22 protein-coding genes are annotated in these 20,417 nt (G+C 71.0%); 19 read left to right on the forward strand and 3 right to left on the reverse strand.

Features of this window, described 5'->3' with window-relative positions; translation table 11 throughout:
* The first annotated feature begins 52 nt into the window (after nucleotides 1–52).
* Complete coding sequence (locus HB662_RS08670; RefSeq protein ID WP_168049217.1) at nucleotides 53–1,318, forward strand: GAF domain-containing sensor histidine kinase; 1,266 nt, start codon at nucleotides 53–55, stop codon at nucleotides 1,316–1,318.
* A gap of 69 nt (nucleotides 1,319–1,387) precedes the next feature.
* On the opposite strand, the gene HB662_RS08675 is transcribed toward HB662_RS08670, so the two are convergent.
* A complete protein-coding gene (locus tag HB662_RS08675) occupies nucleotides 1,388–1,711 on the reverse strand; it encodes a TIGR02300 family protein (RefSeq protein WP_168049219.1) in 324 nt (107 codons plus the stop codon).
* 114 nt (nucleotides 1,712–1,825) lie between these two features.
* Here HB662_RS08675 and HB662_RS08680 point away from each other — a divergent pair, with 114 nt between their 5' ends.
* The 15 genes from HB662_RS08680 (at nucleotide 1,826) to HB662_RS08750 (ending at nucleotide 15,861) form a co-directional block, all read left to right on the forward strand.
* Entirely contained in the window at nucleotides 1,826–3,142 is a 1,317-nt protein-coding gene (locus tag HB662_RS08680; RefSeq protein WP_168049221.1) for a 3-phosphoshikimate 1-carboxyvinyltransferase, read from the forward strand.
* Entirely contained in the window at nucleotides 3,139–3,777 is a 639-nt protein-coding gene (gene cmk / locus HB662_RS08685; RefSeq protein WP_168049223.1) for a (d)CMP kinase, read from the forward strand. Before HB662_RS08680 ends, cmk begins: the two co-directional genes overlap by 4 nt.
* Nucleotides 3,778–4,115: 338 nt before the next feature.
* Nucleotides 4,116–5,825: a 30S ribosomal protein S1 gene (rpsA, locus tag HB662_RS08690; RefSeq protein WP_168049225.1), complete on the forward strand. Its 1,710-nt coding sequence runs from the start codon at nucleotides 4,116–4,118 to the stop codon at nucleotides 5,823–5,825.
* Nucleotides 5,826–5,832: 7 nt separating this feature from the next.
* Nucleotides 5,833–6,414 carry a YdcF family protein gene (locus HB662_RS08695; protein ID WP_168049227.1) on the forward strand — a complete coding sequence of 194 codons (582 nt, stop codon included), beginning with the start codon at nucleotides 5,833–5,835 and terminating at the stop codon, nucleotides 6,412–6,414.
* Between the two features lie 7 nt (nucleotides 6,415–6,421).
* Nucleotides 6,422–7,348, forward strand: coding sequence for a signal peptide peptidase SppA (gene sppA / locus HB662_RS08700; RefSeq protein ID WP_168049229.1), 927 nt, complete (start codon nucleotides 6,422–6,424; stop codon nucleotides 7,346–7,348).
* Between the two features lie 75 nt (nucleotides 7,349–7,423).
* On the forward strand, nucleotides 7,424–7,759 hold the full coding sequence (gene ihfB / locus HB662_RS08705; RefSeq protein ID WP_168049231.1) for an integration host factor subunit beta: 336 nt from the start codon (nucleotides 7,424–7,426) through the stop codon (nucleotides 7,757–7,759).
* Between the two features lie 151 nt (nucleotides 7,760–7,910).
* The gene (locus HB662_RS08710) at nucleotides 7,911–8,243 is read left to right on the forward strand and encodes a lipopolysaccharide assembly protein LapA domain-containing protein (protein ID WP_168049233.1); all 333 of its coding nucleotides are present in this window, start codon (nucleotides 7,911–7,913) and stop codon (nucleotides 8,241–8,243) included.
* Between the two features lie 2 nt (nucleotides 8,244–8,245).
* Nucleotides 8,246–8,938 carry an orotidine-5'-phosphate decarboxylase gene (gene pyrF / locus HB662_RS08715; protein WP_168049235.1) on the forward strand — a complete coding sequence of 231 codons (693 nt, stop codon included), beginning with the start codon at nucleotides 8,246–8,248 and terminating at the stop codon, nucleotides 8,936–8,938.
* Between the two features lie 2 nt (nucleotides 8,939–8,940).
* A complete protein-coding gene (locus HB662_RS08720; protein ID WP_171970231.1) occupies nucleotides 8,941–9,576 on the forward strand; it encodes a phosphoribosylanthranilate isomerase in 636 nt (211 codons plus the stop codon).
* Complete coding sequence (locus HB662_RS08725) at nucleotides 9,573–10,094, forward strand: GNAT family N-acetyltransferase (protein WP_168049237.1); 522 nt, start codon at nucleotides 9,573–9,575, stop codon at nucleotides 10,092–10,094. The genes HB662_RS08720 and HB662_RS08725 overlap by 4 nt, the downstream gene beginning before the upstream one ends.
* Before the next feature lie 47 nt (nucleotides 10,095–10,141).
* Nucleotides 10,142–11,407, forward strand: coding sequence for a tryptophan synthase subunit beta (gene trpB / locus HB662_RS08730; RefSeq protein ID WP_168049239.1), 1,266 nt, complete (start codon nucleotides 10,142–10,144; stop codon nucleotides 11,405–11,407).
* A 1-nt stretch (nucleotide 11,408) separates the two neighbouring features.
* Entirely contained in the window at nucleotides 11,409–12,227 is an 819-nt protein-coding gene (trpA, locus tag HB662_RS08735) for a tryptophan synthase subunit alpha (RefSeq protein WP_168049241.1), read from the forward strand.
* 17 nt (nucleotides 12,228–12,244) lie between these two features.
* Nucleotides 12,245–13,297, forward strand: coding sequence for a gentisate 1,2-dioxygenase (gene gtdA, locus HB662_RS08740; protein ID WP_168049243.1), 1,053 nt, complete (start codon nucleotides 12,245–12,247; stop codon nucleotides 13,295–13,297).
* A gap of 78 nt (nucleotides 13,298–13,375) precedes the next feature.
* Nucleotides 13,376–15,442: a S8 family serine peptidase gene (locus HB662_RS08745; protein ID WP_168049245.1), complete on the forward strand. Its 2,067-nt coding sequence runs from the start codon at nucleotides 13,376–13,378 to the stop codon at nucleotides 15,440–15,442.
* 80 nt (nucleotides 15,443–15,522) lie between these two features.
* Complete coding sequence (locus HB662_RS08750) at nucleotides 15,523–15,861, forward strand: hypothetical protein (protein ID WP_168049247.1); 339 nt, start codon at nucleotides 15,523–15,525, stop codon at nucleotides 15,859–15,861.
* Here HB662_RS08750 and HB662_RS08755 read toward each other — a convergent pair whose 3' ends face one another.
* Nucleotides 15,862–16,917 carry a mechanosensitive ion channel family protein gene (locus HB662_RS08755; RefSeq protein ID WP_168049249.1) on the reverse strand — a complete coding sequence of 352 codons (1,056 nt, stop codon included), beginning with the start codon at nucleotides 16,915–16,917 and terminating at the stop codon, nucleotides 15,862–15,864.
* Nucleotides 16,918–17,048: 131 nt separating this feature from the next.
* On the reverse strand, nucleotides 17,049–18,068 hold the full coding sequence (locus HB662_RS08760; protein ID WP_168049251.1) for an NAD(P)/FAD-dependent oxidoreductase: 1,020 nt from the start codon (nucleotides 18,066–18,068) through the stop codon (nucleotides 17,049–17,051).
* Nucleotides 18,069–18,198: 130 nt separating this feature from the next.
* Here HB662_RS08760 and tsaE point away from each other — a divergent pair, with 130 nt between their 5' ends.
* Genes tsaE through HB662_RS08775 form a run of 3 tightly spaced genes read left to right on the forward strand, consistent with a single transcriptional unit; the run spans nucleotide 18,199 to nucleotide 20,398 of the window.
* The gene (gene tsaE / locus HB662_RS08765; RefSeq protein WP_168049253.1) at nucleotides 18,199–18,681 is read left to right on the forward strand and encodes a tRNA (adenosine(37)-N6)-threonylcarbamoyltransferase complex ATPase subunit type 1 TsaE; all 483 of its coding nucleotides are present in this window, start codon (nucleotides 18,199–18,201) and stop codon (nucleotides 18,679–18,681) included.
* The gene (locus tag HB662_RS08770) at nucleotides 18,678–19,673 is read left to right on the forward strand and encodes an aminoglycoside phosphotransferase family protein (RefSeq protein ID WP_168049255.1); all 996 of its coding nucleotides are present in this window, start codon (nucleotides 18,678–18,680) and stop codon (nucleotides 19,671–19,673) included. Before tsaE ends, HB662_RS08770 begins: the two co-directional genes overlap by 4 nt.
* Nucleotides 19,670–20,398, forward strand: coding sequence for a nucleotidyltransferase family protein (locus tag HB662_RS08775; RefSeq protein WP_168049257.1), 729 nt, complete (start codon nucleotides 19,670–19,672; stop codon nucleotides 20,396–20,398). Before HB662_RS08770 ends, HB662_RS08775 begins: the two co-directional genes overlap by 4 nt.
* The last annotated feature ends 19 nt before the right edge of the window (nucleotides 20,399–20,417 follow it).

Below are 20,417 nucleotides of genomic sequence, written 5' to 3' on the forward strand. Positions count from 1 at the left end.
CCGCGTGGCGGCGCGAGTGCCGCTATCCTGGAAAACCCTTTCGGATTGGCTCATGCGCCACCCCTTCCAGACGGATATCGACATCATCTCGGCGCTGCCGGCGGTACCGCGCATCCTCGACGTGGTCTGCGAAGCCACAGGCATGGGCTTCGCCGCCGTGGCGCGGGTGACGGAAGACCGCTGGATCACCTGCCGGACCCGCGACAGCATCCGCTTCGGCCTGATGCCGGGCGACGAGTTGAAGGCGGAAACCACCATCTGCCACGAGATCCGCCAGCACGGCCGCACGGTGGTGATTGATGACGCCGTCGCCGATTCCGTCTTCCGGGGCCACCACACGCCGGCGCTGTACGGCTTCCGCAGCTACATCTCCGTGCCCATCCTGCTGCCCGACGGGCGCTTCTTCGGCACGCTCTGCGCCATCGACCCCGCCCCGCGCCTGCTGAACACGCCGGCGACGATCGGCATGTTCCGCCTGTTCGCGGAGATGATCGGCTTCCAGATCGAGTCGCAGGAACGCCTCGCCAGCAGCCAGGCGGAGCTTGGCGAGGAGCGGAAGGAAGCGGTGCTGCGGGAACAGTTCATCGCCGTGCTGAGCCACGACCTGCGAAGCCCGCTGGCTTCGGTCGATGCCAGCATGCGGCTGCTGGCGCGCACCGGGCTGGAGGAGAAGCCGCTCGCCCTGATCCACCACGCCCAGCGCAGCGTGCGCCGCATGGCCAGGCTGGTCGGCGACATGATGGACCTGGCCCAATCCCGGCTGCGCAGCGGCATCCCCGTGGCCCGCGGCAGTGGGGAGGGCCTGGAGGCCGGTCTGCGCCAGGTGGTCGCGGAGGCCGCATCCGGCGCGCCGAACCGCCACGTGGAGGCGCAGATCGAACTGTGCGAGCCGGTGCGCTGCGACGTGGACCGGATCATGCAGCTGTGCAGCAACCTGCTGGCCAACGCCATCGAGCATGGCTCCGGCGCGGCGCCGATCCGGCTGCAGGCCTGCTCCGGCGGCGGCAAATTCACGCTGGAGGTCAGCAATGCCGGCGAGCCGATACCGCCGGCGGCGCTGGACAAGCTGTTCCAGCCCTATTTCCGCGCCCGCGTCGCGCAGTCCCGGCAGAGGCCGGGGCCGGAAGGGCTGGGGCCGGAAGGGCTGGGGCCAGAAGGGCTGGGTCTCGGGCTGTTCATCGCGGCGGAGATCGCCCGGGCGCATGGCGGCACACTCCGCGTCGCCTCCGGCGTGGAGGAAACGCGGTTCAGCTTCAGCTTTCCGACAGAAACGGACCCGGTGGGGGCGGTTTCGGGCCTGGCCCTGGCCGCTCGCTGAGAGCGGCCTCCGGCCCGCTGCTACGCGGCATCCCCGGGCCGGGCGAGTCCGCCCGGCCCGGGGATGCTCTCAGACTTCCTCTTCGCGGTCGCTCTCGACAACCAGGTCGTCGCCCAGTTCCTCGTCCGCGTCTTCCAGCTCCTCGGCGTCCTCGATCGCCTCGTCGCCGTCATCGGCCTCGACCTCGACGCCGTCCTCGACCTCGCTCTCGGACACCGCGGCACGCTTCTTCACACGCTCATCCGGCAGCGGCGCGGCGCGCTTCAGGCGCGGCTGCTCGGCCGGCTGTTCGGTGCCGCATTTCGGGCAGATCGCAGGCTGACGCGTCAGGTCATAGAACTTCGTGCCGCAGGACACGCAGACGCGCTTCAGTCCAAGTTCGGGCTTCGCCATGGGGAAGAAGAGCCTCGTGCCAGGCCACGGCGACACGCAGAGGTCCGCGAGCAGCCGGGGCGTAAAGGGTGCGCGCGATTGCCACTTACCGCCCTGCATGTCAAACGCCGCGTCATGCAGGCCCCATCCGAAACCGCCCCGAAGCCGCCGCGCGCGGCGGCGCCATTGTCGGGCGCCGTGGCGGTGCCGGGGGACCGCGCGATCAGCCACCTGGCGCTGATCCTGGGCGCGCTGGCCGCGGGCACCACCACCATCACCGGCCTGCTGGAAGCCCCGGACGTGCTGCGCAGCGCCGCCGCGCTGCGGGCGCTGGGCGCCCGGGTTGAAAAGGCGGGCGACGGGTCCTGGCGCGTCGCCGGGCGCGGCATCGGCGGGCTGGTCGAGCCGGCGGATGTGCTGGACCTGGGCCATGCCGACGGCGCCGCGCCGCTGTTCTGCGGGCTGCTCGCCGGGCACCCCATGCTGGCCGTGGTGACCGGCGATGCGGCCCTGCGGCAGCAGCCGATGCGGTGGCTGACGGACCCGCTCGCCGGCACCGGCGCCCGCTTCGCCAGCCGCGCCGGCGGCCGGCCGCCGCTGGTGGTGGAAGGCATGGCGGAACCCCTGCCACTGGATTGCCGCCTGACGCTGCCTTCCGCCGAATTGAAGGCCGCCGATTTGAAGGCCGCCTGCCTGCTGGCCGGGCTCTGCGCCCGCGGCACCACCCGGGTGTGGGAGGCGGTGGCCACCCCCGGCCATGCGGAACACCTGCTGCGGCATTTCGGCGCCACCGTGCGGGTCTCGCCCGAGGGCGAGGGCCAGCTGGTGGAACTGGATGGCCAGCCGGAGCTGGTCGCCGGCAGCGTCGCGGTGCCCGGCGATCCCGCTGCCGCCGCCTTCCTGGCCGTGGCGGCGCTGCTGGTGCCGGGCTCGGTCCTCACCCTCCGCCAGGTTGGCCTGGACCCGCTACGCAGCGCCATCTTCGCGGCGCTGCGCGCCATGGGCGCGCAGATCCTTGAGCAAGGCCCATCGAAGGCGGTCGGACAGGTGGTCGCCGATCTCCTGGTCCGTGCCTCGACGCTCTCCGCCATCGACCTGCCGACGGGCACCTGCCGCGAGGCGGATATCCCGCTGCTGGCCGTCGCCGCCGCCTGTGCGCGCGGCACCACGCGGCTGCGCGGAGTGGAACACCCGGCCCCGATCGCCGCGCTGCTCGCCGCCAATGGAATAGGGCATGAGATGGAGGGGAATGATCTGCTGGTGCATGGTACCGGAGCCCCGCCCGAGGGCGGCGGCCTGGTGGAGACACAGATGAACGCTTGCATTGCCCTGTCCGCCCTGGTGCTCGGCCTGGCCACGCGCCGGCCGGTGCGGATCGACGACGGCGGCTGCATGGAGGCCGCCTTCCCAGGCCTCCGCGCGCTGATCGGCGCACCGGCAGGCGTGGCATGACCGATCTTCTGGTCATTGCGGTGGATGGGCCGGCCGCGGCCGGCAAGGGAACGCTGGCCCGCCGCCTGGCGGCGGAGCTGGGGCTGCCCTACCTGGATACCGGCCTGCTGTACCGCGCCGTCGGCCGGCGGCTGCTGGATGCCGGCGCCGACCCGGCCGATGCGGCCGCGGCCACCGAGCAGGCCCAGGCCCTGACCGCCGCCGACCTGTCCCGCGGCGACCTGCGTGGCCCGGCGGCGGATATGGCGGCCAGCGCGGTCGCCGCCATCCCGGCCGTGCGCGCGGCGCTGCTGGACTGGCAGCGCGATTTCGGCCGCCGCCACGGCGCGGTGCTGGATGGACGCGACATCGGCACGGTGGTCTTCCCGGAAGCGCCCGTGAAGCTGTTCGTCAGTGCCAGCCCGGAGGAACGCGCCCGCCGCCGCTGGCTGGAGATGCGCGGTCGCGGCCAAGCGGCGAAGCTGGCGCAGGTGGAGGCCGAGTTGCGTGCGCGTGACGCACAGGACAGCGCGCGCAGCGTGGCGCCACTGAAACCGGCGGAGGATGCCTGCTGGCTGGACACCACCGCGCTGGATGCGGAAGCGGCATTCCAGGCCGCGCTTTCCCTGGTTCGTGCGCGCCTCCCGTCCTTGTAGGGCTTGGAATCCGCTTGACTCGACAGGGTGGACGGGCCTACCCGCTGCCCCGTGATCCGCGCGCCCGAAACGGTGGCGGTGCCCTTGCCCGGGGGAATGGTGGCGGAATCCGGGGCGCTTGCCCCGCACCGCAGGCCACCGCCAAGCCGGGGCCGGAATGGACGCTCCGTCATGTCGTTCGCAAGCCGAGGGTCGGCTGTGCATCCGGAACCGATCCCGAGGGACGGCCGGCGCTGCATTCCGGCCACGTCGTGTCCGCGACCGGGATGATCCCGGGCCGCGGGGGCGCACACCCCATGCCCCACGATCGGGGCATCTGATCGGGAAACAACCGTTACATGGCAAGCGCCACCGCCTTCGCTGATCCGGGCGAAGATTTCGCCGCCCTCCTCGACGCCACGCTGGGTGAGAACACCTCCTTCCACGGATCCGTCATCTCCGGGAAGGTCATCCGCATCGATGACGACTTCGCGGTCGTCGATGTCGGCCTGAAGTCCGAGGGCCGCGTCCCCCTCAAGGAATTCGCCCCGCAGGGCCAGAAGCCGGAAATCAAGGTCGGCGACATCATCGAGCTGTTCGTCGAACGCTACGAGGACCGCGACGGCGCGATCATCCTGTCGCGTGAGAAGGCCCGCCGCGAGGAAGCCTGGACCAACCTGGAGAAGTCGTTCACCGCGCAGCAGCGCGTCAACGGCGTGATCTTCGGGCGCGTGAAGGGCGGCTTCACCGTCGACCTCGGCGGCGCCGTGGCCTTCCTGCCGGGCAGCCAGGTGGACATCCGCCCGGTGCGCGACGTGACTCCGCTGATGGGCAGCCCGCAGCCCTTCCAGATCCTCAAGATGGACCGCGCCCGCGGCAACATCGTCGTCAGCCGCCGTGCGGTGCTCGAGGAGACCCGGGCGGAGCAGCGTTCCGAGCTGATCCAGGGCCTCAAGGAAGGCATGGTTCTCGACGGCGTGGTCAAGAACATCACCGACTACGGTGCCTTCGTGGACCTCGGCGGCGTGGACGGCCTGCTGCATGTCACCGACATCGCCTGGCGCCGCATCAACCACCCGAGCGAGGCCCTGACCATCGGCCAGGCCGTGAAGGTGCAGGTCATCCGGTTCAACCCGGAGACGCAGCGCATCAGCCTCGGCATGAAGCAGCTGATGTCCGACCCCTGGGAAGGTGTCGCCATCAAGTACCCGGTGGGTGGCAAGTTCAGCGGCCGCGTGACGAACATCACCGACTACGGCGCCTTCGTGGAGCTGGAGCCGGGCGTCGAGGGCCTCGTGCACGTGTCCGAGATGTCCTGGACCAAGAAGAACGTCCATCCGGGCAAGATCGTCGCCACTTCGCAGGAAGTCGACGTGATGATCCTGGACGTGGACGGTCCGAAGCGCCGGATTTCGCTGGGCCTCAAGCAGGCGCAGGGCAATCCGTGGGAGCTGTTCGCGGAAGCGAATCCCCCGGGCACCGTCATCGAGGGCGAGATCCGCAACATCACCGAGTTCGGGCTGTTCGTCGGCCTGGGTCCGGATCTGGATGGCATGGTCCACATGTCCGACCTCTCCTGGGATCTCCCGGGCGAGCAGGCGATGGCCAGCTTCGAGAAGGGCTCGACCGTCAAGGCCAAGGTGCTTGATGTCGACGTCGAGAAGGAGCGCATCTCGCTTGGCGTCAAGCAGCTCGAGGCCGATCCGGCCGCCGAAGTGCTGGACCGGATCAAGAAGGGCGATGTCGTCACCTGCACCGTGACGAAGATCGAGCCGAACGGCATCGAGGTGAAGGTCGACGAGGTCCTGATCGGCTTCATCCGCCGCGCCGAGCTGGCCCGTGACCGTGGCGACCAGCGCCCCGACCGCTTCGCCGTGGGCGAGAAGGTCGATGCGAAGATCACCGCAGTCGACCGCGCCGGCCGCCGCCTGGCCCTGACCATCAAGGGCAAGGAAGTGGAGGAGGAGCGCGAGGCGGTCCGTGAATACGGCACCACCGACAGCGGCGCCTCGCTCGGCGACATCCTGGGTGCGGCGATCCGCCGCCGGGCCCAGACCGGCGAGGAGTAATCCAGCCTTGGCTGCGCTCGATCCCGGCGGGATCGAGCGCGACCATTGCCTGCATCATCCGCGTGAAGCGGCCGACCTTGCCTTCGTCTTCGGCAACCGCATCGCGGTGCCGGAGATGGCGGCGGCGGCCGCTTCGCTGTTTCTGGAGGGGCTCGTGCCCCGCCTCCTCGTCTCCGGCGGCGCCACGCCGGGCGGCCCGGGCACCGAGGCCGACGCCATCGCGGCCGCGATCGTCACCCGGGGTGTTCCACGTGAAGCATTGCTGCTGGAACGGCGGGCGACCCATACGGGGGAGAATGTGACCCTCTCCCTGCCCATCCTGGCCGAGGCCGGGCTGTTGAATTCCGGAAAGATTGTCTGCGTCGGGCTGTTCTGCACCGGCCGCCGCTATGCGATGACGCTGCACCGCCACTGGCCCGCGCCCGAGAAGCGCTGCCTGCCGGTGGAATACGGCCCCGTTCGCCGCGGCGCCTGGCACCTGCACCCCGAAGCCCGTGCCCGCGTGCTGGGGGAGGTGGCGAAGGTGCCCGCCTATCTCGCCGCCGGTTTCATCGCGCCCTGGCCAAGCGCCAGCGCGCCCACCAAGTGATCGCACCATGCCCCTCGATGCCGACCTCCTGCTCGATCGCCGCCGGCTGAAGCGCCGGCTTTCCCTGTGGCGCGCCGCCGCCGTGCTGGCGGTGGCCGGCGTGGTGCTGGCCTTCACGCTGGGCGACCAGCGCGCCGGCGGGCTGCTGCCCGGCGTGACCGGCGCCCATGTCGCGCGCCTCAACGTCTCCGGCTTCATCGGCGACGACCATGAACTGATCGAGGAGCTGGACCGCCTGCGGCGCAGCGACGCCGTGCGTGCCGTGGTGGTGGCCATCGACAGCCCCGGCGGCAGCGTGGCGGGCGGCGAGGGGCTGCACGCGGCGCTGACCCGCATGGCGGAAGCCAAGCCGGTGGTCGCCGTGATGGGCGGCACGGCGGCCTCGGCCGGCTACATGGTGGCGCTGCCGGCGCAGCGGGTCTTCGCCCGCGGCGCCACCGTTACCGGCTCCATCGGCGTGATCCTGCAGAGCTTCGATGCCTCCGGCCTGCTGGCCTGGATCGGCGTGAATGCGGAGACCATTGCCTCCGGCCGCTTCAAGGACCAGCCCAGCCCGTTCCGCCCGCTGACCGAGGAAGGGCGCGCCGAACTCGCCCGCGTGGTGCAGGATCTGCACGCGCAATTCGTCGCGATGGTGGCGGAGGGCCGGCGGATGGACCCGGCGCGGGTGCGCGAACTGGCCGATGGCCGGGTCTTCACGGGGCGGGAGGCGCTGGCCCTCGGCCTGGTGGACGCCCTGGGTGGGGAGGCCGAGGCACGTGCCTGGCTGGCCGAGACCCGCGCGGTGCCGGAGGCGCTGCCGGTGCGCGACATCGAAATCAGGGGCTTTGCGGAACGGACCTTTGGCGCCGCACTGGGTTTTTTCGCGAAAAGCATTGCGAATGAATGGGTTGGCGTTGACCGCGTGCGCGCGCTTTGGCAGCCTTCGCCCTAGAACCAGAACCTCCGGGCAGGCAGGCGTCCGAATCCGGACTGCCCCCGCCCAGGGGTCGGGGCGCCGAGGATCAAGATGACCAGGTCGGAACTGATCGCGCAGCTCGCTGCCGCCAACCCGCATCTGCGGCAGCCGGATGTGGAGCTGATCGTCACCACCATCTTCGATGAGATCATCGGCGCCCTGGCGCGCGGCGACAGGGTGGAGCTGCGCGGCTTCGGCGCCTTCTCAACCAAGCGCCGCGACCCGCGCACCGGCCGCAATCCACGCACCGGCACGGCGGTGGCGGTGGACGGCAAGGCGGTGCCCTATTTCAAGCCGGGCAAGGAGTTGCGGGAACGCGTGAATGGCGGCCCGCTGCAGGACCCGCCCCGGCGGCCACGCGCCACGACCGCCGCCGCGAAAGCCTGAGCCGCAAAGCGGCGAATTTTCGAGCCGCGCGGCGATGATTCCCGCGTTGCGCGGCGCTGGTGGCCTGACACCCGCGCTCGTGCACCGCGCGATGCTTCCGTAACCTCGCCGGGCCGGGTAGGACAGGCCGCGAAGATCGGAGAGGCCCCCCATGCGCTGGCTGTTGTTCCTGCCGCTGCTCATCCTCCTCGCGCTGTTCGCGCTGTCCAACATGCAGGAGGTCCAGCTGCGGCTGTGGCCCTTCGACCTGGCCTGGGCGGCGCCGCTCGGCGTGGCGGTGCTGGTGCTGTCGGGCTTCGGCTTCGTGCTCGGCGCCATCATCGCCTGGGCCGCCGCCCTGCCGGCCCGCCGCCGCGCCCGCGAGGTGACCCAGGCCGCGAAGCTGCTGGAGGCGGAGCTGGCGGTGCTGAAGGCGCGCGAAGCCCAGGCCCGGCATGAGGGCACGCCGGTGCCGATGCAGATCACCCTGCCGGCGGCGCGCTGAACATGCGCCGCTGCGGGTTGTGCGTGGCGCTGGATGCGCCGGATCTCGCCACGGCCGAAAGCTGGGCCGGCGCCGTCGCGCCGCATGCCGGGCTGCTGAAGGTGGGGCTGGAATTGTTCTCGGCCGAGGGCGGCGCGGCGGTGCGACGGATCGCGGCGCACCGGCCGGTGTTCCTCGATGTGAAGCTGCACGACATTCCGAACACGGTGGCGGGCGCCATCCGGTCGCTGGCGCCGCTCGGGCCGGCCTGGATCACGGTGCATGCCGCCGGCGGGGCAGCCATGGTGGAAGCCGCGCGAAAGGCGGCGGAAGCCGGGGGCGGGGTGCGGCCGCGCATCCTGGCGGTGACGGTGCTGACCAGCCTGGATGCGGCGGCGCTGGCCGCGACCGGCGTGGCAGGCGGCCCGGTGCAGCAGGTGCTGCGGCTGGCGCGGCTGGCGATGGCGGCGGGTGCCGATGGCCTGGTCTGCTCGCCGCGGGAAGTGCGACCGATCCGCGATGCGCTGGGCGAATTGCCGGTGCTGGTGGTGCCCGGTGTGCGCCCGGCCGGCAGCGCGGCGGATGACCAGGCCCGGACGGCGACGCCGGAGCAGGTGGCGCGTGACGGCGCCGACTGGATCGTGGTTGGCCGGCCGATCACCCAGGCGGCGGATCCGGGCGCGGCGGCGCGCGCCATCGCGGCGGCGCTGGGCTGACCATGCTCGTCAAGATCTGCGGCATCAGCGATGTGGCGGGGCTGGAGGCGGTTCGCGCCGCCGGGGCCGAGATGTGCGGCCTGGTGTTCTTCCCACCCTCGCCGCGGGCGCTGACGCCGGCGCAGGCCGCGGCGCTGTCCGCCGCCATGCCGGGCGGGCCGCAGCGCGTCGGGCTGTTCGTGGACCCGGCGGACGCGCTGATCGAGACCGTGCTGGCGGCGCTGCACCTCGACATGATCCAGCTGCATGGCGAGGAAACCCCGGCCCGCTGCGCCGAAATCCGCGAGAAATTCGGACGGCCGGTGATGAAGGCGCTGGGCATCGCCTCGGCCGCGGATCTGGATGCGCTGGCGGCCTATGCCCCGGCGGTGGACTGCTTCCTGCTGGATGCGAAAGCGCCGCCCGGCGCGCCGCTGCCCGGCGGCAATGCCGCGCCCTTCGACTGGACGCTGACCGCCGGCCGCAGCATCCCGCGCCCCTGGCTGCTGGCGGGCGGGCTGACGCCGGAGAATGTGGCGCAGGCCATCGCCGCCAGCGGGGCGCCGGGGGTCGATGTCTCCTCCGGTGTCGAGGCCGCGCGCGGGGTGAAGGACCCGGCGCGCATCGCCGCCTTCGTGGCGGCCGCGAAGGCGGCGTGATCCGCCGCGCCGAGCGGGCGGATGCGGCGGCGATCGGCGACATGCACGCGCAATCCTGGACCGAGACCTATCCCGGCCTGGTGCCGGACGCGCTGCTGGCCGAGATGACCGACCCTGCCCGCCGCCGCGCCGCCTGGGCGCGCAACCTGGCGGCACCGCTGCTGCCGGGCGGCATCCTGGTGGCGGAGGAAGCGGGCGCGATCCTCGGCCTCGTCTCCGTCTGCGCGGCGCGGGATCCGGCGCTGGGCGCCTCCGGCGAGATCTCGGGGCTTTATCTGCTGCGTGCGGCGCAGGGGCGCGGGCTGGGGCGGGCGCTGCTGGTGGCGGGTGCGCGGGTGCTGCTCGCGGCCGGGCATGGCTCGGCGGCGGCCTGGGCGCTGGATGCGAATGCGCGGGCGCGCGGCTTCTACGCCGCAACCGGCGCCGTGCCGGGCACCAGCCAGATCGGCTGGCATGGCGAGGTCGCCGTGGCCGAGACCGCCTGGGTCTGGTCAGACCTGCATCGCGTGACCAGTTGAGCCGCCTGCGCTAGAGACTCCCGGCCCCTCCCTGCCGGGCCAAGACCATGCCCAATTCCAGGACATCGCCCGTGAACCAGCAGCCGCCCCCCAATTCCTTCCGCCAGGGCCCCGATGCCCGCGGCCGCTTCGGCAATTTCGGTGGCCGCTTCGTCGCCGAGACGCTGATGCCGCTGATCCTGGAGGTCGAGGCCGCCTATGAGGCGAGCAAGACCGACCAGGCCTTCCAGGATGAATGGCGCCGGCTGCTGACCCATTACGTGGGCCGCCCCAGCCCGCTTTGGTTCGCCGAACGCCTGACCACGCATCTGCGCAAGGACGCCGCGCCGGGCATGGGCGCCAAGGTCTATTTCAAGCGGGATGAGCTGAACCACACCGGCGCGCACAAGATCAACGCGGTGCTCGGCCAGATCCTGCTGGCCAAGAAGATGGGCAAGACCCGCATCATCGCGGAAACCGGTGCAGGACAGCATGGCGTGGCGACGGCCACCGCCTGCGCGCTGATGGACCTGCCCTGCGTGGTCTATATGGGCGCGACCGATGTGGAGCGGCAGCAGCCCAACGTCTTCCGCATGAAGCTGCTCGGCGCCGAAGTCGTGCCGGTGACCTCCGGCGCCGCGACGCTGAAGGATGCGATGAATGAGGGCCTGCGGGATTGGGTCGCCAATGTCCGCGACACCTACTACTGCATCGGCACGGTTGCCGGCCCGCACCCCTATCCCGCCATGGTGCGCGACTTCCAGAGCGTGATCGGCATCGAGGCGAAGGCCCAGATGCAGGAGGCCGAGGGCCGCCTGCCGGATGTGCTGGTGGCGGCCGTCGGGGGTGGCTCCAACGCCATGGGGCTGTTCTACCCGTTCCTCGACGATGCCGATGTGGCGATGGTCGGTGTCGAAGCCGCCGGCCGCGGTCTGGACTCGGGAGAACATGCCGCGGCGCTGTCGCGCGGCCGCCCCGGCGTGCTGCATGGCAACCGCACCTACCTGCTGCAGGATGGCGACGGCCAGATCACGGAGGCGCACAGCATCTCCGCCGGGCTGGACTATCCCGGCGTCGGCCCGGAACATTCCTGGCTGCATGAGCTCGGCCGCGTCACCTATTCCGGCGTGACGGATGACGAGGCGCTGGCGGCGTTCCAGCTCTGCTCGAAGCTGGAAGGCATCATCCCGGCGCTGGAGCCGGCGCATGCGCTGGCCGAGGTGATGAAGATGGCGCCGAAGATGCCGGCCGAGAAAATCATCCTGATGAATCTGTGCGGCCGTGGCGACAAGGACATCTTCACCGTCGCGAAGCACCTGGGCGAGAACATCTGACATGTCGCGCATTGCCACGAAGTTTGCGGCGCTGAAGGCGCAGGGCCGCGGTGCGCTCATCCCGTTCCTGGAGGCGTTCGATCCGGACCGCGAGACCGCCATGGCGATCCTGCGCGGCATGCCCGCGGCGGGCGCCGACCTGATCGAGATCGGCGTGCCCTTCACCGACCCGATGGCGGATGGCCCGACCGTGCAGAAGGCCGGGCAGCGCGGGTTGAAGGCCGGCGCCACCATGGCCGGCACGCTCGGCATGGTGCGGGATTTTCGTGAAGGCGATGCGGAAACGCCCGTCATCCTGATGGGCTACTTCAATCCGATCCTGTCCTATGGCGTGGCGAGGTTCTGCGCCGAGGCCGCCGAGGCCGGGGTCGATGGGCTGATCGTGGTGGATGTGCCGCCGGAGGAAGCCGATGAGATCGCGCCGGATGCGACCGCCAACGGGCTCGACCTGATCCGGCTCATCGCCCCCACCACCGGGGAGGACCGGCTGCCGAAGGTGCTCTCCGCCACCACCGGCTTCGTCTACTACGTCGCGATCACCGGCGTCACCGGCACGCGCAGCGCCAGCACGGATGATCTGGCGGCCGCCATCCCGCGCATCCGCAAATACACCGACCTGCCGATCGCCATCGGCTTCGGCGTGCGCACGCCGCAGCAGGCCGGGGAGGCGTCGCGCATCGCCGATGGTGCCGTGGTCGCCTCCGCGCTGATCGAGGGGCTGGTCGCCAGCCTGGATGCCGAGGGCCGCGCCACCGCGGCGACCGTGCCCGCGGTGCTGGACCGGGTGCGGGAATTGGCGGAGGCTGTGCGCAAGGGATAGCACCCGGGGGAAGCGCGATGGACGGGACCAACGACCCGAAGGCCCTGTTGCAGGGCCTCTACGCGGAGATGGCGCCGCAGCATCTGTTCCCGCTCTGGGAAGTGCTGCATGCGCTGGTCACGCCGACGCCCGCCTCCCCCGTCCAGCCGCATCTCTGGCACTACGACACGGCGCGGGCGCATCTGCTGCGCGCCGGCGACCTGATCACCGCCGAACAGGCGGAGCGCCGCGTGCTGATCCTGGAGAATCCGGGCCTGCCCGGCACTTCCTCCGTCACCACCAGCCTCTATGCCGGCCTGCAGCTGATCCTGCCCGGGGAGGTCGCGCCCTGCCACCGCCACACGCAATGCGCGCTGCGCTTCGTGATGGAGGGCGACGGCGCCTTCACCGCGCTGGATGGCGAGAAGGCGGTGATGCGCCCCTTCGACCTAGTGCTGACGCCGAACTGGCAGTGGCATGACCACGGCAATACCAGCGCCGCGCCGATGATCTGGCTGGATGGGCTGGACATTCCCACGGTGCGCCATTTCGCGGCGAGCTTCGCGGAACGCCTGCCGGATGGCGCCATGGCGCATCCGGAGACCGCCCCGCCGGGCGACACCGCCGCCCGCTACGGCCGCAACCTGCGCCCCTATGGCGGCACGCTGGGCGCGCGGCGGCCGAAGAACCTGCCGCTGTTCCACTACCCCTACGCCGAATGGCGCGACAGCCTGGCCGCCATGGCGCGCGCCGGGGACCCCGACCCACATCTCGGCCATGCGCTGGAATTCGTGAACCCGGCCGATGGCGGCCCCGTGATGCCGACCATCGCAGCCCATGTCCGCCTGCTGCCCGCCGGATTCGCCACGCGCCCACGCCATGCGACGGATGCGATGGTGCTGGTGGTGGTGGAGGGCAGCGGCACCGCCACCGTCGCCGGCACGCCCTTCACGCTCGCCCCGCGCGACCTGCTGGTGGTGCCGTCCTGGGCCGCGCTGACCCTGGCGGCCGAGAGCGACCTGGTGCTGTTCGGCTATTCGGACGCCGCCGCGCAGCAGAAGCTGGGCCTGTGGCGGGAAGCGCGGCTGTAACGATCGTGCCGGCGATTCACTTCGCTTTCATTTTTCTCTCGTAAAATGAGGCACTGGCTCACTGTTTCCGGAGGATGCGTGTCCATCTCACGAATGACGGTACCAGGCGGCCTCCTGTTCGACCTGCCGGCCGAAGACGCGCAACCGGCGGAGCAGGCCCGGACTGTCTGGGCCGCAGCGCCACCACCCCCCGCCGCGGAACACCCCCGACCGGACGGTAGCACCACCGGCAACACGGCAGAGCCGGATGCGCCGCTGCCGGCCGAGGCCTCGCCGCCACCGGCGCAGCCCGGCGAGATCCTGGTGCAGTTCAGCCCGGACCTGTCCCCCGCGCTGGTCGAGCAGGCACTCGCCAGCGTCTCCGGCACCCCGGTGGAGATCATCCATGGCGCGGCCACCGGCCCGGATGGCCTGCTGCTGCGCGTCACGCTGCCTGAGGGCGCGGAGGAAGCCGAGGCGATCGCCGTGCTCTCCACACAGCCCGGCGTGGATTTCGCGGAGGAGAACTTCACCGTCTCGGTCGATGCGGTTTCCAATGATGCCAGCTACACCAACGGGTCCCTCTGGGGCATGTATGGCGACGCCACCACCTCGAAGAACGCCTTCGGCAGCCAGGCCGGGGAAGCCTGGGCGACGGGCGAGACCGGCAGCGCCAAGGTCGTCATCGGCGTGCTGGACACCGGCATCAACTACACCCATGCCGACCTCTACCTGAATGTCTGGATCAACCAAGGCGAGATCCCGATCAGCTTCCGCAGCAGCCTGGCGGATGTGGACAGCGACGGGCAGATCACCTTCCGCGACCTGAACCAGGCCGCCAACAAGAGCTTCGTCACGGACATCAACCGCAATGGCCGGATCGATGCGGGCGATCTGCTGAAGGATCAGCGCTGGGCCAACCGCGACGACCAGGACCGCAACGGCTATCGCGACGACCTGTTCGGCTGGGACTTCGTCAACAACGACAACGACCCCTTCGACGACAACGGCCATGGCACCCATGTCAGCGGCACCATCGGCGCGGTCGGCGGCAATGGCGTGGGCGTGGCCGGAATGGCGTGGGAGGTGCAGATCCTGGCGCTGAAGTTCATCGGCGCGAACGGGTCCGGCAGCATCTCCAACGCGGTGAAGGCGCTGGACTACTACACCAATGCCGGCAAGGCGGCGGTCGGCCAGGATTTCGTCGCCACCAATAATTCCTGGGGCGGCGCCGGCCATTCCAGCGCCATGCAGGCGGCGATCGACCGCACCGCCGAGGCCGGCAACCTGTTCATCGCGGCCGCCGGCAACAACAGCCGGGACACCGACAGGTCGGCCAATTACCCGTCCAGCTTCAGCACGCTGGACAGCGTCGGGCATGAGGCGGTGATCTCGGTCGCCGCCCTGACCAGCACCGGCAGCCTCGCCTCCTTCTCCAACTACGGTTCGGCGACGGTGGACCTGGCGGCGCCGGGTGCCAGCATCCTGTCCACCACCGCCAATGGCGGCTACGGCACGATGAGCGGCACCTCGATGGCCACGCCGCATGTGACCGGCGCCATCGCCCTGTATGCGGCGGCCAATCCGGAGGACAGCGCGGCGGAGATCCGCGCCGCCCTGCTCGACTCCACCATCGCCACCGCCTCCCTGGCCGGGCGGACCGTGACCGGCGGGCGGCTGGATGCGGAGGCGATGCTGCGTGCCGGCGCGAAGCCGGAGGCGTCTGCGCCGCCGGCCATGGCGTCACTCCACGGCACCGATGGCCGCGACACCGTCACCGGCACCGCCGATGCCGAGATCCTGAGCGGCGTGCCGGCCTCCGGCAGTCATCTCGGCAGGGGGACCGTCGATCTGCTGCAGGGCCTTGGGGGCGACGACATCTTCGTCCTCGGCGATGCCCGTGGCGCCTTCTATGATGATGGCAATGTGCGGAAATCGGGCACCGCCGACTATGGGCGCATCCTGGACTTCCAGCGCGGCGACAAGATCCAGCTCTCGGACGACTACGACACCTACATCATCCGCAGCGTCAGGATCGAGGGCGTCAGCGGCATGGGCATCTACGGCGATGCCGATGGCGATGGGGTCTATAGCGGCCGGGATGAGCTGATCGGCCATGTGAAGGGCTTCATTTCCCTGACCAGCGCGGATCTCATCTTCGTCTGAGCCTGCGGCGCAGGCGGCCGCGCCGTGCGAACCCGCGCGGTTCGCTGGCGTTACGGCTTCTCATCGAGGGGAGCCATCTCATGCCGAACCACAGCGACCGCGCTGACCAGAAGCCCGTCAACGACCACGAGCGTGGGGTGATGGACACCTTCCCGGCCAGCGACCCGGTTTCCGACACCGCGACGCAGGGTCCGCGCGCCGTGCCGGCCGGGGAAGATCACCCGTCGAAGAACGTGCCCGACGCGGTGCCCCTGTCGCGCCACTTCAAGGACCATGAGGCGGCGAAGCTGGCGCTGGAGGAACTGGTGCGCAGCGTGCCGCTGGACCGCAGCGCGACGGAGCTGTCCGGTGCCGAGCTGCGCCTCAGCGTGCCGCGCGACGATGCGAAACGGATCGACGCGATGCTGCAGAAGGCCTGATCAGCCCGCGTTGCTACCTGCCCGGTTGGGTGCCGGGTCGGGAGCCGGGCTTGGCGCCAGGTCCCGCGCCGGGCGGGGCTGGCGCCCGGCCGCGCGCTTCGGCCAGCCCTCGCGCTGTTCGCCGCGCAGCCCGTCGAGTTCCTCGGTCTGGTCGTGGAACAGCATGACCTGGGTCGGGAAGGGCATGTCGATGCCGTCGCGGTCCAGCGCCTGCTTCGCCGCCTGCAGCACGGCGGAGCGCGCCAGCACCACGTCGATGCGGCGCGCATGCGTCCACCAGCGGATGCGCAGGTTCACGCTGGACCCGGCCAGGTCCCAGACCAGCACCTCCGGCGCCGGATCGGCCTCGATCTCCGGCAGGCTGCCGATGGCGGCCAGGATGGCTTGGCGGGCGGCCTCGATATCGTCGCCATAGCCAATGCCCAGGTCGTATTCGTCGCGCCGCCTTTCATGCGCCGTGTTGACCAGCACCGGGTTCGAATAGACATCGGCGTTCGGGATGATGGCGTCGCGGCCGTCATAGGTGCGGATCACCGTGGCGCGGGTCTCGATGCGCTGCACCGTGCCCTCGAAGCCGCTGACGATGATCTGGTCGCCAGGGCGGAAGGGCTGCCGCAGCAGCAGCAGCACCCCGGCCAGCCAGTTCTGCAGGATGTCCTTGAAGGCGAAGCCGATGGCGACGGAGCCGACGCCGAGCCCCGCCACCAGGTCGCCCGGCCGCAGCGATGGCATGACGATGGTCAGGCCGATCAGCACGCCGAGGAAGATGACCACCCATTTCAGGAAGGCGCCCAGCACCTCGCCGAGGTTCTCCCGGTCCCGCCGCCGCGCCCAGCGCCGGAAGCCCTTGGCCACCAGCCAGGCCAGTCCGATGAAGATGGCGACCACCAGCAGGGCGACGACGATGTTGGGCAGCAGGTACTGGAACCCGGCCGACCAGGCTCCGACCTTGTCCTGGATGATGGCGGAGCCGACCTCGATGGTGCGGGACGCGGTTTCGCCGGAGGTGAGGGAGGGCCGGTCGCCGGCGATCGTCGTCTGGGCCGCGGCCTGCATCCACCTGTCCTGATCCGGTCGCGGCCAGCCCGGCCGCCCCAGCCCAACGCGGGCTGGCGGCGCGCGGTTGCGCCGGGCCCGTCAGGCGCCGGTGCTCGTCCCGGAACCGGTACTCATCCCGGAACCGGTGCTCAGCCCGGAACCGGCAGGCCCTTGCTGGTGGAGTACTCGAAATGCAGCGCCTCCCCCGGGAAGATCCGCGGGTGGATGGCATGCGCCGCCATCGCCGCCTCCGAGAAGCCCTGCAGGATCAGCTTCAGCTTGCCGGGATAGGTGGCGATGTCGCCAATGGCATGCACGCCGGGGATATTGGTGGCGCAGGTCGCGGGCTCCACGGTGATGTGGCTGCGGTCCAGGCCGAGGCCCCATTCGGCGATCGGGCCGAGTTCCATGGACAGGCCGAAGAAGGCCAGCAGGTGGTCCGCCGGCACCGTCTTCACCTCGCCCTTCAGCGTGGCCAGCGACACGCCGGTCAGCACGCCGCCTTCGCCTTCCAGCCCGTGCAGCTGGTAGGGGATCGCCAGCTCGATCTCGCCCCGCTCCGCCGCCTGCTTGAGCTGCGCGGCACTTTCCGGGGCGCAGCGGAACTTGTCCCGCCGGTGCACCACCGTCACATGGGCGGCCACCTGCTTCAGGCTCAGCGCCCAATCCACCGCGCTGTCGCCGCCGCCGGCGATGACCACGCGCTTGCCGCGGAATTCCTCGCGCTTGCTGACCAGGTAGCGCACCCCGCCCGTCGCCTCGAATTCCGGCAGGCGTTCCAGCGGCGGGCGATTCGGGCCGAAGGCGCCGGCGCCGGCGGCCAGGATCACGGCGCGGCAGGTGATGACATCGCCCTCGCTGGTGGTCAGCACCAGCTTTTCGCCGTCCTGCCGCAGGCCATCGACGCGGCGGCCGAGCATCAGCATCGGGTTGAAGGGCGCGCATTGCTTGTGCAGCGCGGCGATCAGGTCGGCGCCGGCGATCTCGGGGTGCGCCGGGATGTCGAAGATCGGCTTTTCGGGATACAGCGCACTGCACTGGCCGCCGATCTCGCCCAGCGCGTCCACCACCACCGTCTTCATCCGCAGCATGCCGCATTCGAACACGGCGAAGAGCCCGACCGGACCCGCGCCGATGATCGCCACATCCGTCTCGACAACCGCCGGCATCTCGCCCTCGCTTCCCATGCTGCGCGGGTGCTTGGACCAAGGCGGCCGAGGGATCAAGCCGTGCCTCGGGCCGGCAATCAAGGCCGCGTCTTGTGCGCCGCAGTGGGGCCGGGGCAGATTGCCGCCGCGCATGTCCCCCATCCTGACCCTTGCCCTGGCCGACGAGGCCGCCACCGCGGCGCTGGCCGCGCGCCTGGCCGCCCTTGCGCGGCCGGGCGATGCGCTGCTGCTGGAAGGCCCGCTGGGCGCCGGCAAATCCGCCTTCGCCCGCGCCTTCCTGCGCGCCGCCAGCGGTGATCCGGCGCTGGAAGTGCCATCCCCCACCTTCACGCTGGTGCAATCCTACGACCTGCCCGCCGGCCCCGCCTTCCATTTCGACCTCTGGCGCCTGGACGGGCCGGAAGGGCTGGACGAACTGGGCTGGGACGAAGCGCGGGAGGGGATCTGCCTGATCGAATGGCCCGACCGGCTCGGCCCCCTGAGGCCGGCGGAGGCGCTGACCATCACGCTCGCACCCGGTGCGACGGAGACATCCCGCGTCGCGACGCTGACCGGCTGGGCCGGCCGATTGCCCGGACGATTGCCCAGACGATTGCAAGGACTCGACAAATGAAGGCGGAGGCAGTCGCCTTCCTGGCGGAAAACGGCTTCGCGGCGGCGGAGCGCCAGCCCTTGCCGGCGGATGCCTCGTTCCGCCGCTACACGAGGCTGGCCGGTGGGCCGCGCCCGGCCCTGCTGATGGAGGCGCCGCCGCCGCAGGAGGATCTCGGCCCCTACATCGCCATCGCCGCGCATCTGAAGGCGGCCGGGCTTTCGGCGCCGGAGGTTCTGGCGGCGGACCCGCGCCAGGGCTTCGCCCTCATCGAGGATTTCGGCGCGCGCACCATGGCGCAGCTTCTGGATGCGGGGGCGGAGCCGGCGCCGCATTATCTGGCAGCCACAGCCGCCCTGGCCCGGCTGCACGCCGTGCCGCCGCCGGATGGCCTGCCGGCCTGGGATTCCGTCCGCATGGCCGACACCGCCGCGGCCACCTTCCTGGAATGGTGGTGGCCGGCGGCCTTCGGCGATGCGCCATCCGAGGCCATCGGCGCGAAATTCGGCGAGGCGATCCACGCCATGCTGGCGCCCTACGCCGCAGCCGGCTTCGTGCACCGGGATTTCTTCCCGGCCAACCTGATGCCGCTGCCGGACCGTGCCCCGCCGGCCGATGTCGGCTTGCTGGATTTCCAGGACGCGGCGCTGGGCCACCCGGCCTATGACCTCGTCTCGCTGGTCGAGGATGCGCGGCGGGACGTGGACCCGGCGCTGCGCGAGGCCTGCATACGGCGCTACCTGGAATTGCGGCCGGAGCTGGATGCGGCGGATTTCCGCGGCGCCATGGCCGCCCATGCGGCGCAGCGCCATCTGCGCGTCGCCTGCCTCTGGGTGCGGCTGGCGCGGCGGGATGGCAAGCCGCATTACCTGCGCCACGGGCCGCGCTGCTGGGCCCTGCTCGGCCGGGCGCTGCAACACCCGGCGGCTGCACCGCTGGCGGAATTTCTCGACACGCATGTACCCCCCGCATTGCGCGCCAATCCGGCGGGGCTGGAGACTGAAGCGGCATGATCGCCCTGACCCACGCCATGGTGCTCGCCGCCGGGCTCGGCACGCGGATGCGGCCGCTGACCGACGACCGGCCCAAGCCGCTGCTGATGCTGGAGGGCCGGTCCCTGCTGCACCATGCGCTGGACCGGCTGCGCGATGCCGGCGTGCAGCATCACGTGGTGAACGCCCATTGGTTCGCCGACCAGGTGGCGGAGGCCGTCGCCGCGCATGACGCACCGGACCGCACGGTGCTGCGGGAAGACGTGCTGCTGGAGACCGGCGGCGGCGTCGCCAATGCCCTGCCACATCTGGGCGATGGCCCCTTCGCCGTGGTCAATGGCGATGCCTTCTGGCTCGACGGCCCGACCCCTGCTTTGGCCCGGCTGGCCGCGAATTTCGACCCCGAGAGCATGGACGCGCTGCTGCTGCTGGTCCGTACTGCCCAGGTGGATGGGGAGGCCGGTCGCGGCGACTTCATGCTGGACCCGATGGGCCGCGCGCGGCGGCTGAAGGAGCGGGAGATCTCCCCCTACCTGTTCGGCGGCGTGCAGATCCTGTCCCCGGCACTGTTCAAGGACGTGCCGGAGGGGCCGTTCAGCCTGAACCTGCTGTATGACCGCGCCATCGAGAACGGGCGCCTGTACGGGCTGGTGCATGACGGCGCCTGGTTCCACCTCTCCACCCCGCGGGACCTGGACCGGGCGGAGACGATGCTGCGGGCGGGAATGCTGACGGCGCTGTTCTGATCCCGCTTCGGGCGCTGGA

Origin of the sequence: Falsiroseomonas frigidaquae, from assembly GCF_012163145.1 — a bacterium.
In the GTDB taxonomy this organism is placed as follows: domain Bacteria; phylum Pseudomonadota; class Alphaproteobacteria; order Acetobacterales; family Acetobacteraceae; genus Falsiroseomonas; species Falsiroseomonas frigidaquae.

What these genes read in the sequence shown, in the direction of transcription:
- HB662_RS08720 (WP_171970231.1), top strand. Translation starts at nt 8,941, where the DNA reads ATGCTCGTCAAGATCTGCGGCATCAGCGATGTGGCGGGGCTGGAGGCG.
- gtdA (WP_168049243.1), top strand. Translation starts at nt 12,245, where the DNA reads ATGGACGGGACCAACGACCCGAAGGCCCTGTTGCAGGGCCTCTACGCG.
- trpB (WP_168049239.1), top strand. Translation starts at nt 10,142, where the DNA reads ATGCCCAATTCCAGGACATCGCCCGTGAACCAGCAGCCGCCCCCCAAT.
- ihfB (WP_168049231.1), top strand. Translation starts at nt 7,424, where the DNA reads ATGACCAGGTCGGAACTGATCGCGCAGCTCGCTGCCGCCAACCCGCAT.
- HB662_RS08670 (WP_168049217.1), top strand. Translation starts at nt 53, where the DNA reads ATGCGCCACCCCTTCCAGACGGATATCGACATCATCTCGGCGCTGCCG.
- HB662_RS08680 (WP_168049221.1), top strand. Translation starts at nt 1,826, where the DNA reads ATGCAGGCCCCATCCGAAACCGCCCCGAAGCCGCCGCGCGCGGCGGCG.
- HB662_RS08710 (WP_168049233.1), top strand. Translation starts at nt 7,911, where the DNA reads ATGCGCTGGCTGTTGTTCCTGCCGCTGCTCATCCTCCTCGCGCTGTTC.
- HB662_RS08760 (WP_168049251.1), bottom strand. Translation starts at nt 18,068, where the DNA reads ATGCCGGCGGTTGTCGAGACGGATGTGGCGATCATCGGCGCGGGTCCG.
- cmk (WP_168049223.1), top strand. Translation starts at nt 3,139, where the DNA reads ATGACCGATCTTCTGGTCATTGCGGTGGATGGGCCGGCCGCGGCCGGC.
- HB662_RS08775 (WP_168049257.1), top strand. Translation starts at nt 19,670, where the DNA reads ATGATCGCCCTGACCCACGCCATGGTGCTCGCCGCCGGGCTCGGCACG.
- HB662_RS08755 (WP_168049249.1), bottom strand. Translation starts at nt 16,917, where the DNA reads ATGCAGGCCGCGGCCCAGACGACGATCGCCGGCGACCGGCCCTCCCTC.
- HB662_RS08675 (WP_168049219.1), bottom strand. Translation starts at nt 1,711, where the DNA reads ATGGCGAAGCCCGAACTTGGACTGAAGCGCGTCTGCGTGTCCTGCGGC.
- tsaE (WP_168049253.1), top strand. Translation starts at nt 18,199, where the DNA reads ATGTCCCCCATCCTGACCCTTGCCCTGGCCGACGAGGCCGCCACCGCG.
- rpsA (WP_168049225.1), top strand. Translation starts at nt 4,116, where the DNA reads ATGGCAAGCGCCACCGCCTTCGCTGATCCGGGCGAAGATTTCGCCGCC.
- sppA (WP_168049229.1), top strand. Translation starts at nt 6,422, where the DNA reads ATGCCCCTCGATGCCGACCTCCTGCTCGATCGCCGCCGGCTGAAGCGC.
- HB662_RS08750 (WP_168049247.1), top strand. Translation starts at nt 15,523, where the DNA reads ATGCCGAACCACAGCGACCGCGCTGACCAGAAGCCCGTCAACGACCAC.
- pyrF (WP_168049235.1), top strand. Translation starts at nt 8,246, where the DNA reads ATGCGCCGCTGCGGGTTGTGCGTGGCGCTGGATGCGCCGGATCTCGCC.
- trpA (WP_168049241.1), top strand. Translation starts at nt 11,409, where the DNA reads ATGTCGCGCATTGCCACGAAGTTTGCGGCGCTGAAGGCGCAGGGCCGC.
- HB662_RS08770 (WP_168049255.1), top strand. Translation starts at nt 18,678, where the DNA reads ATGAAGGCGGAGGCAGTCGCCTTCCTGGCGGAAAACGGCTTCGCGGCG.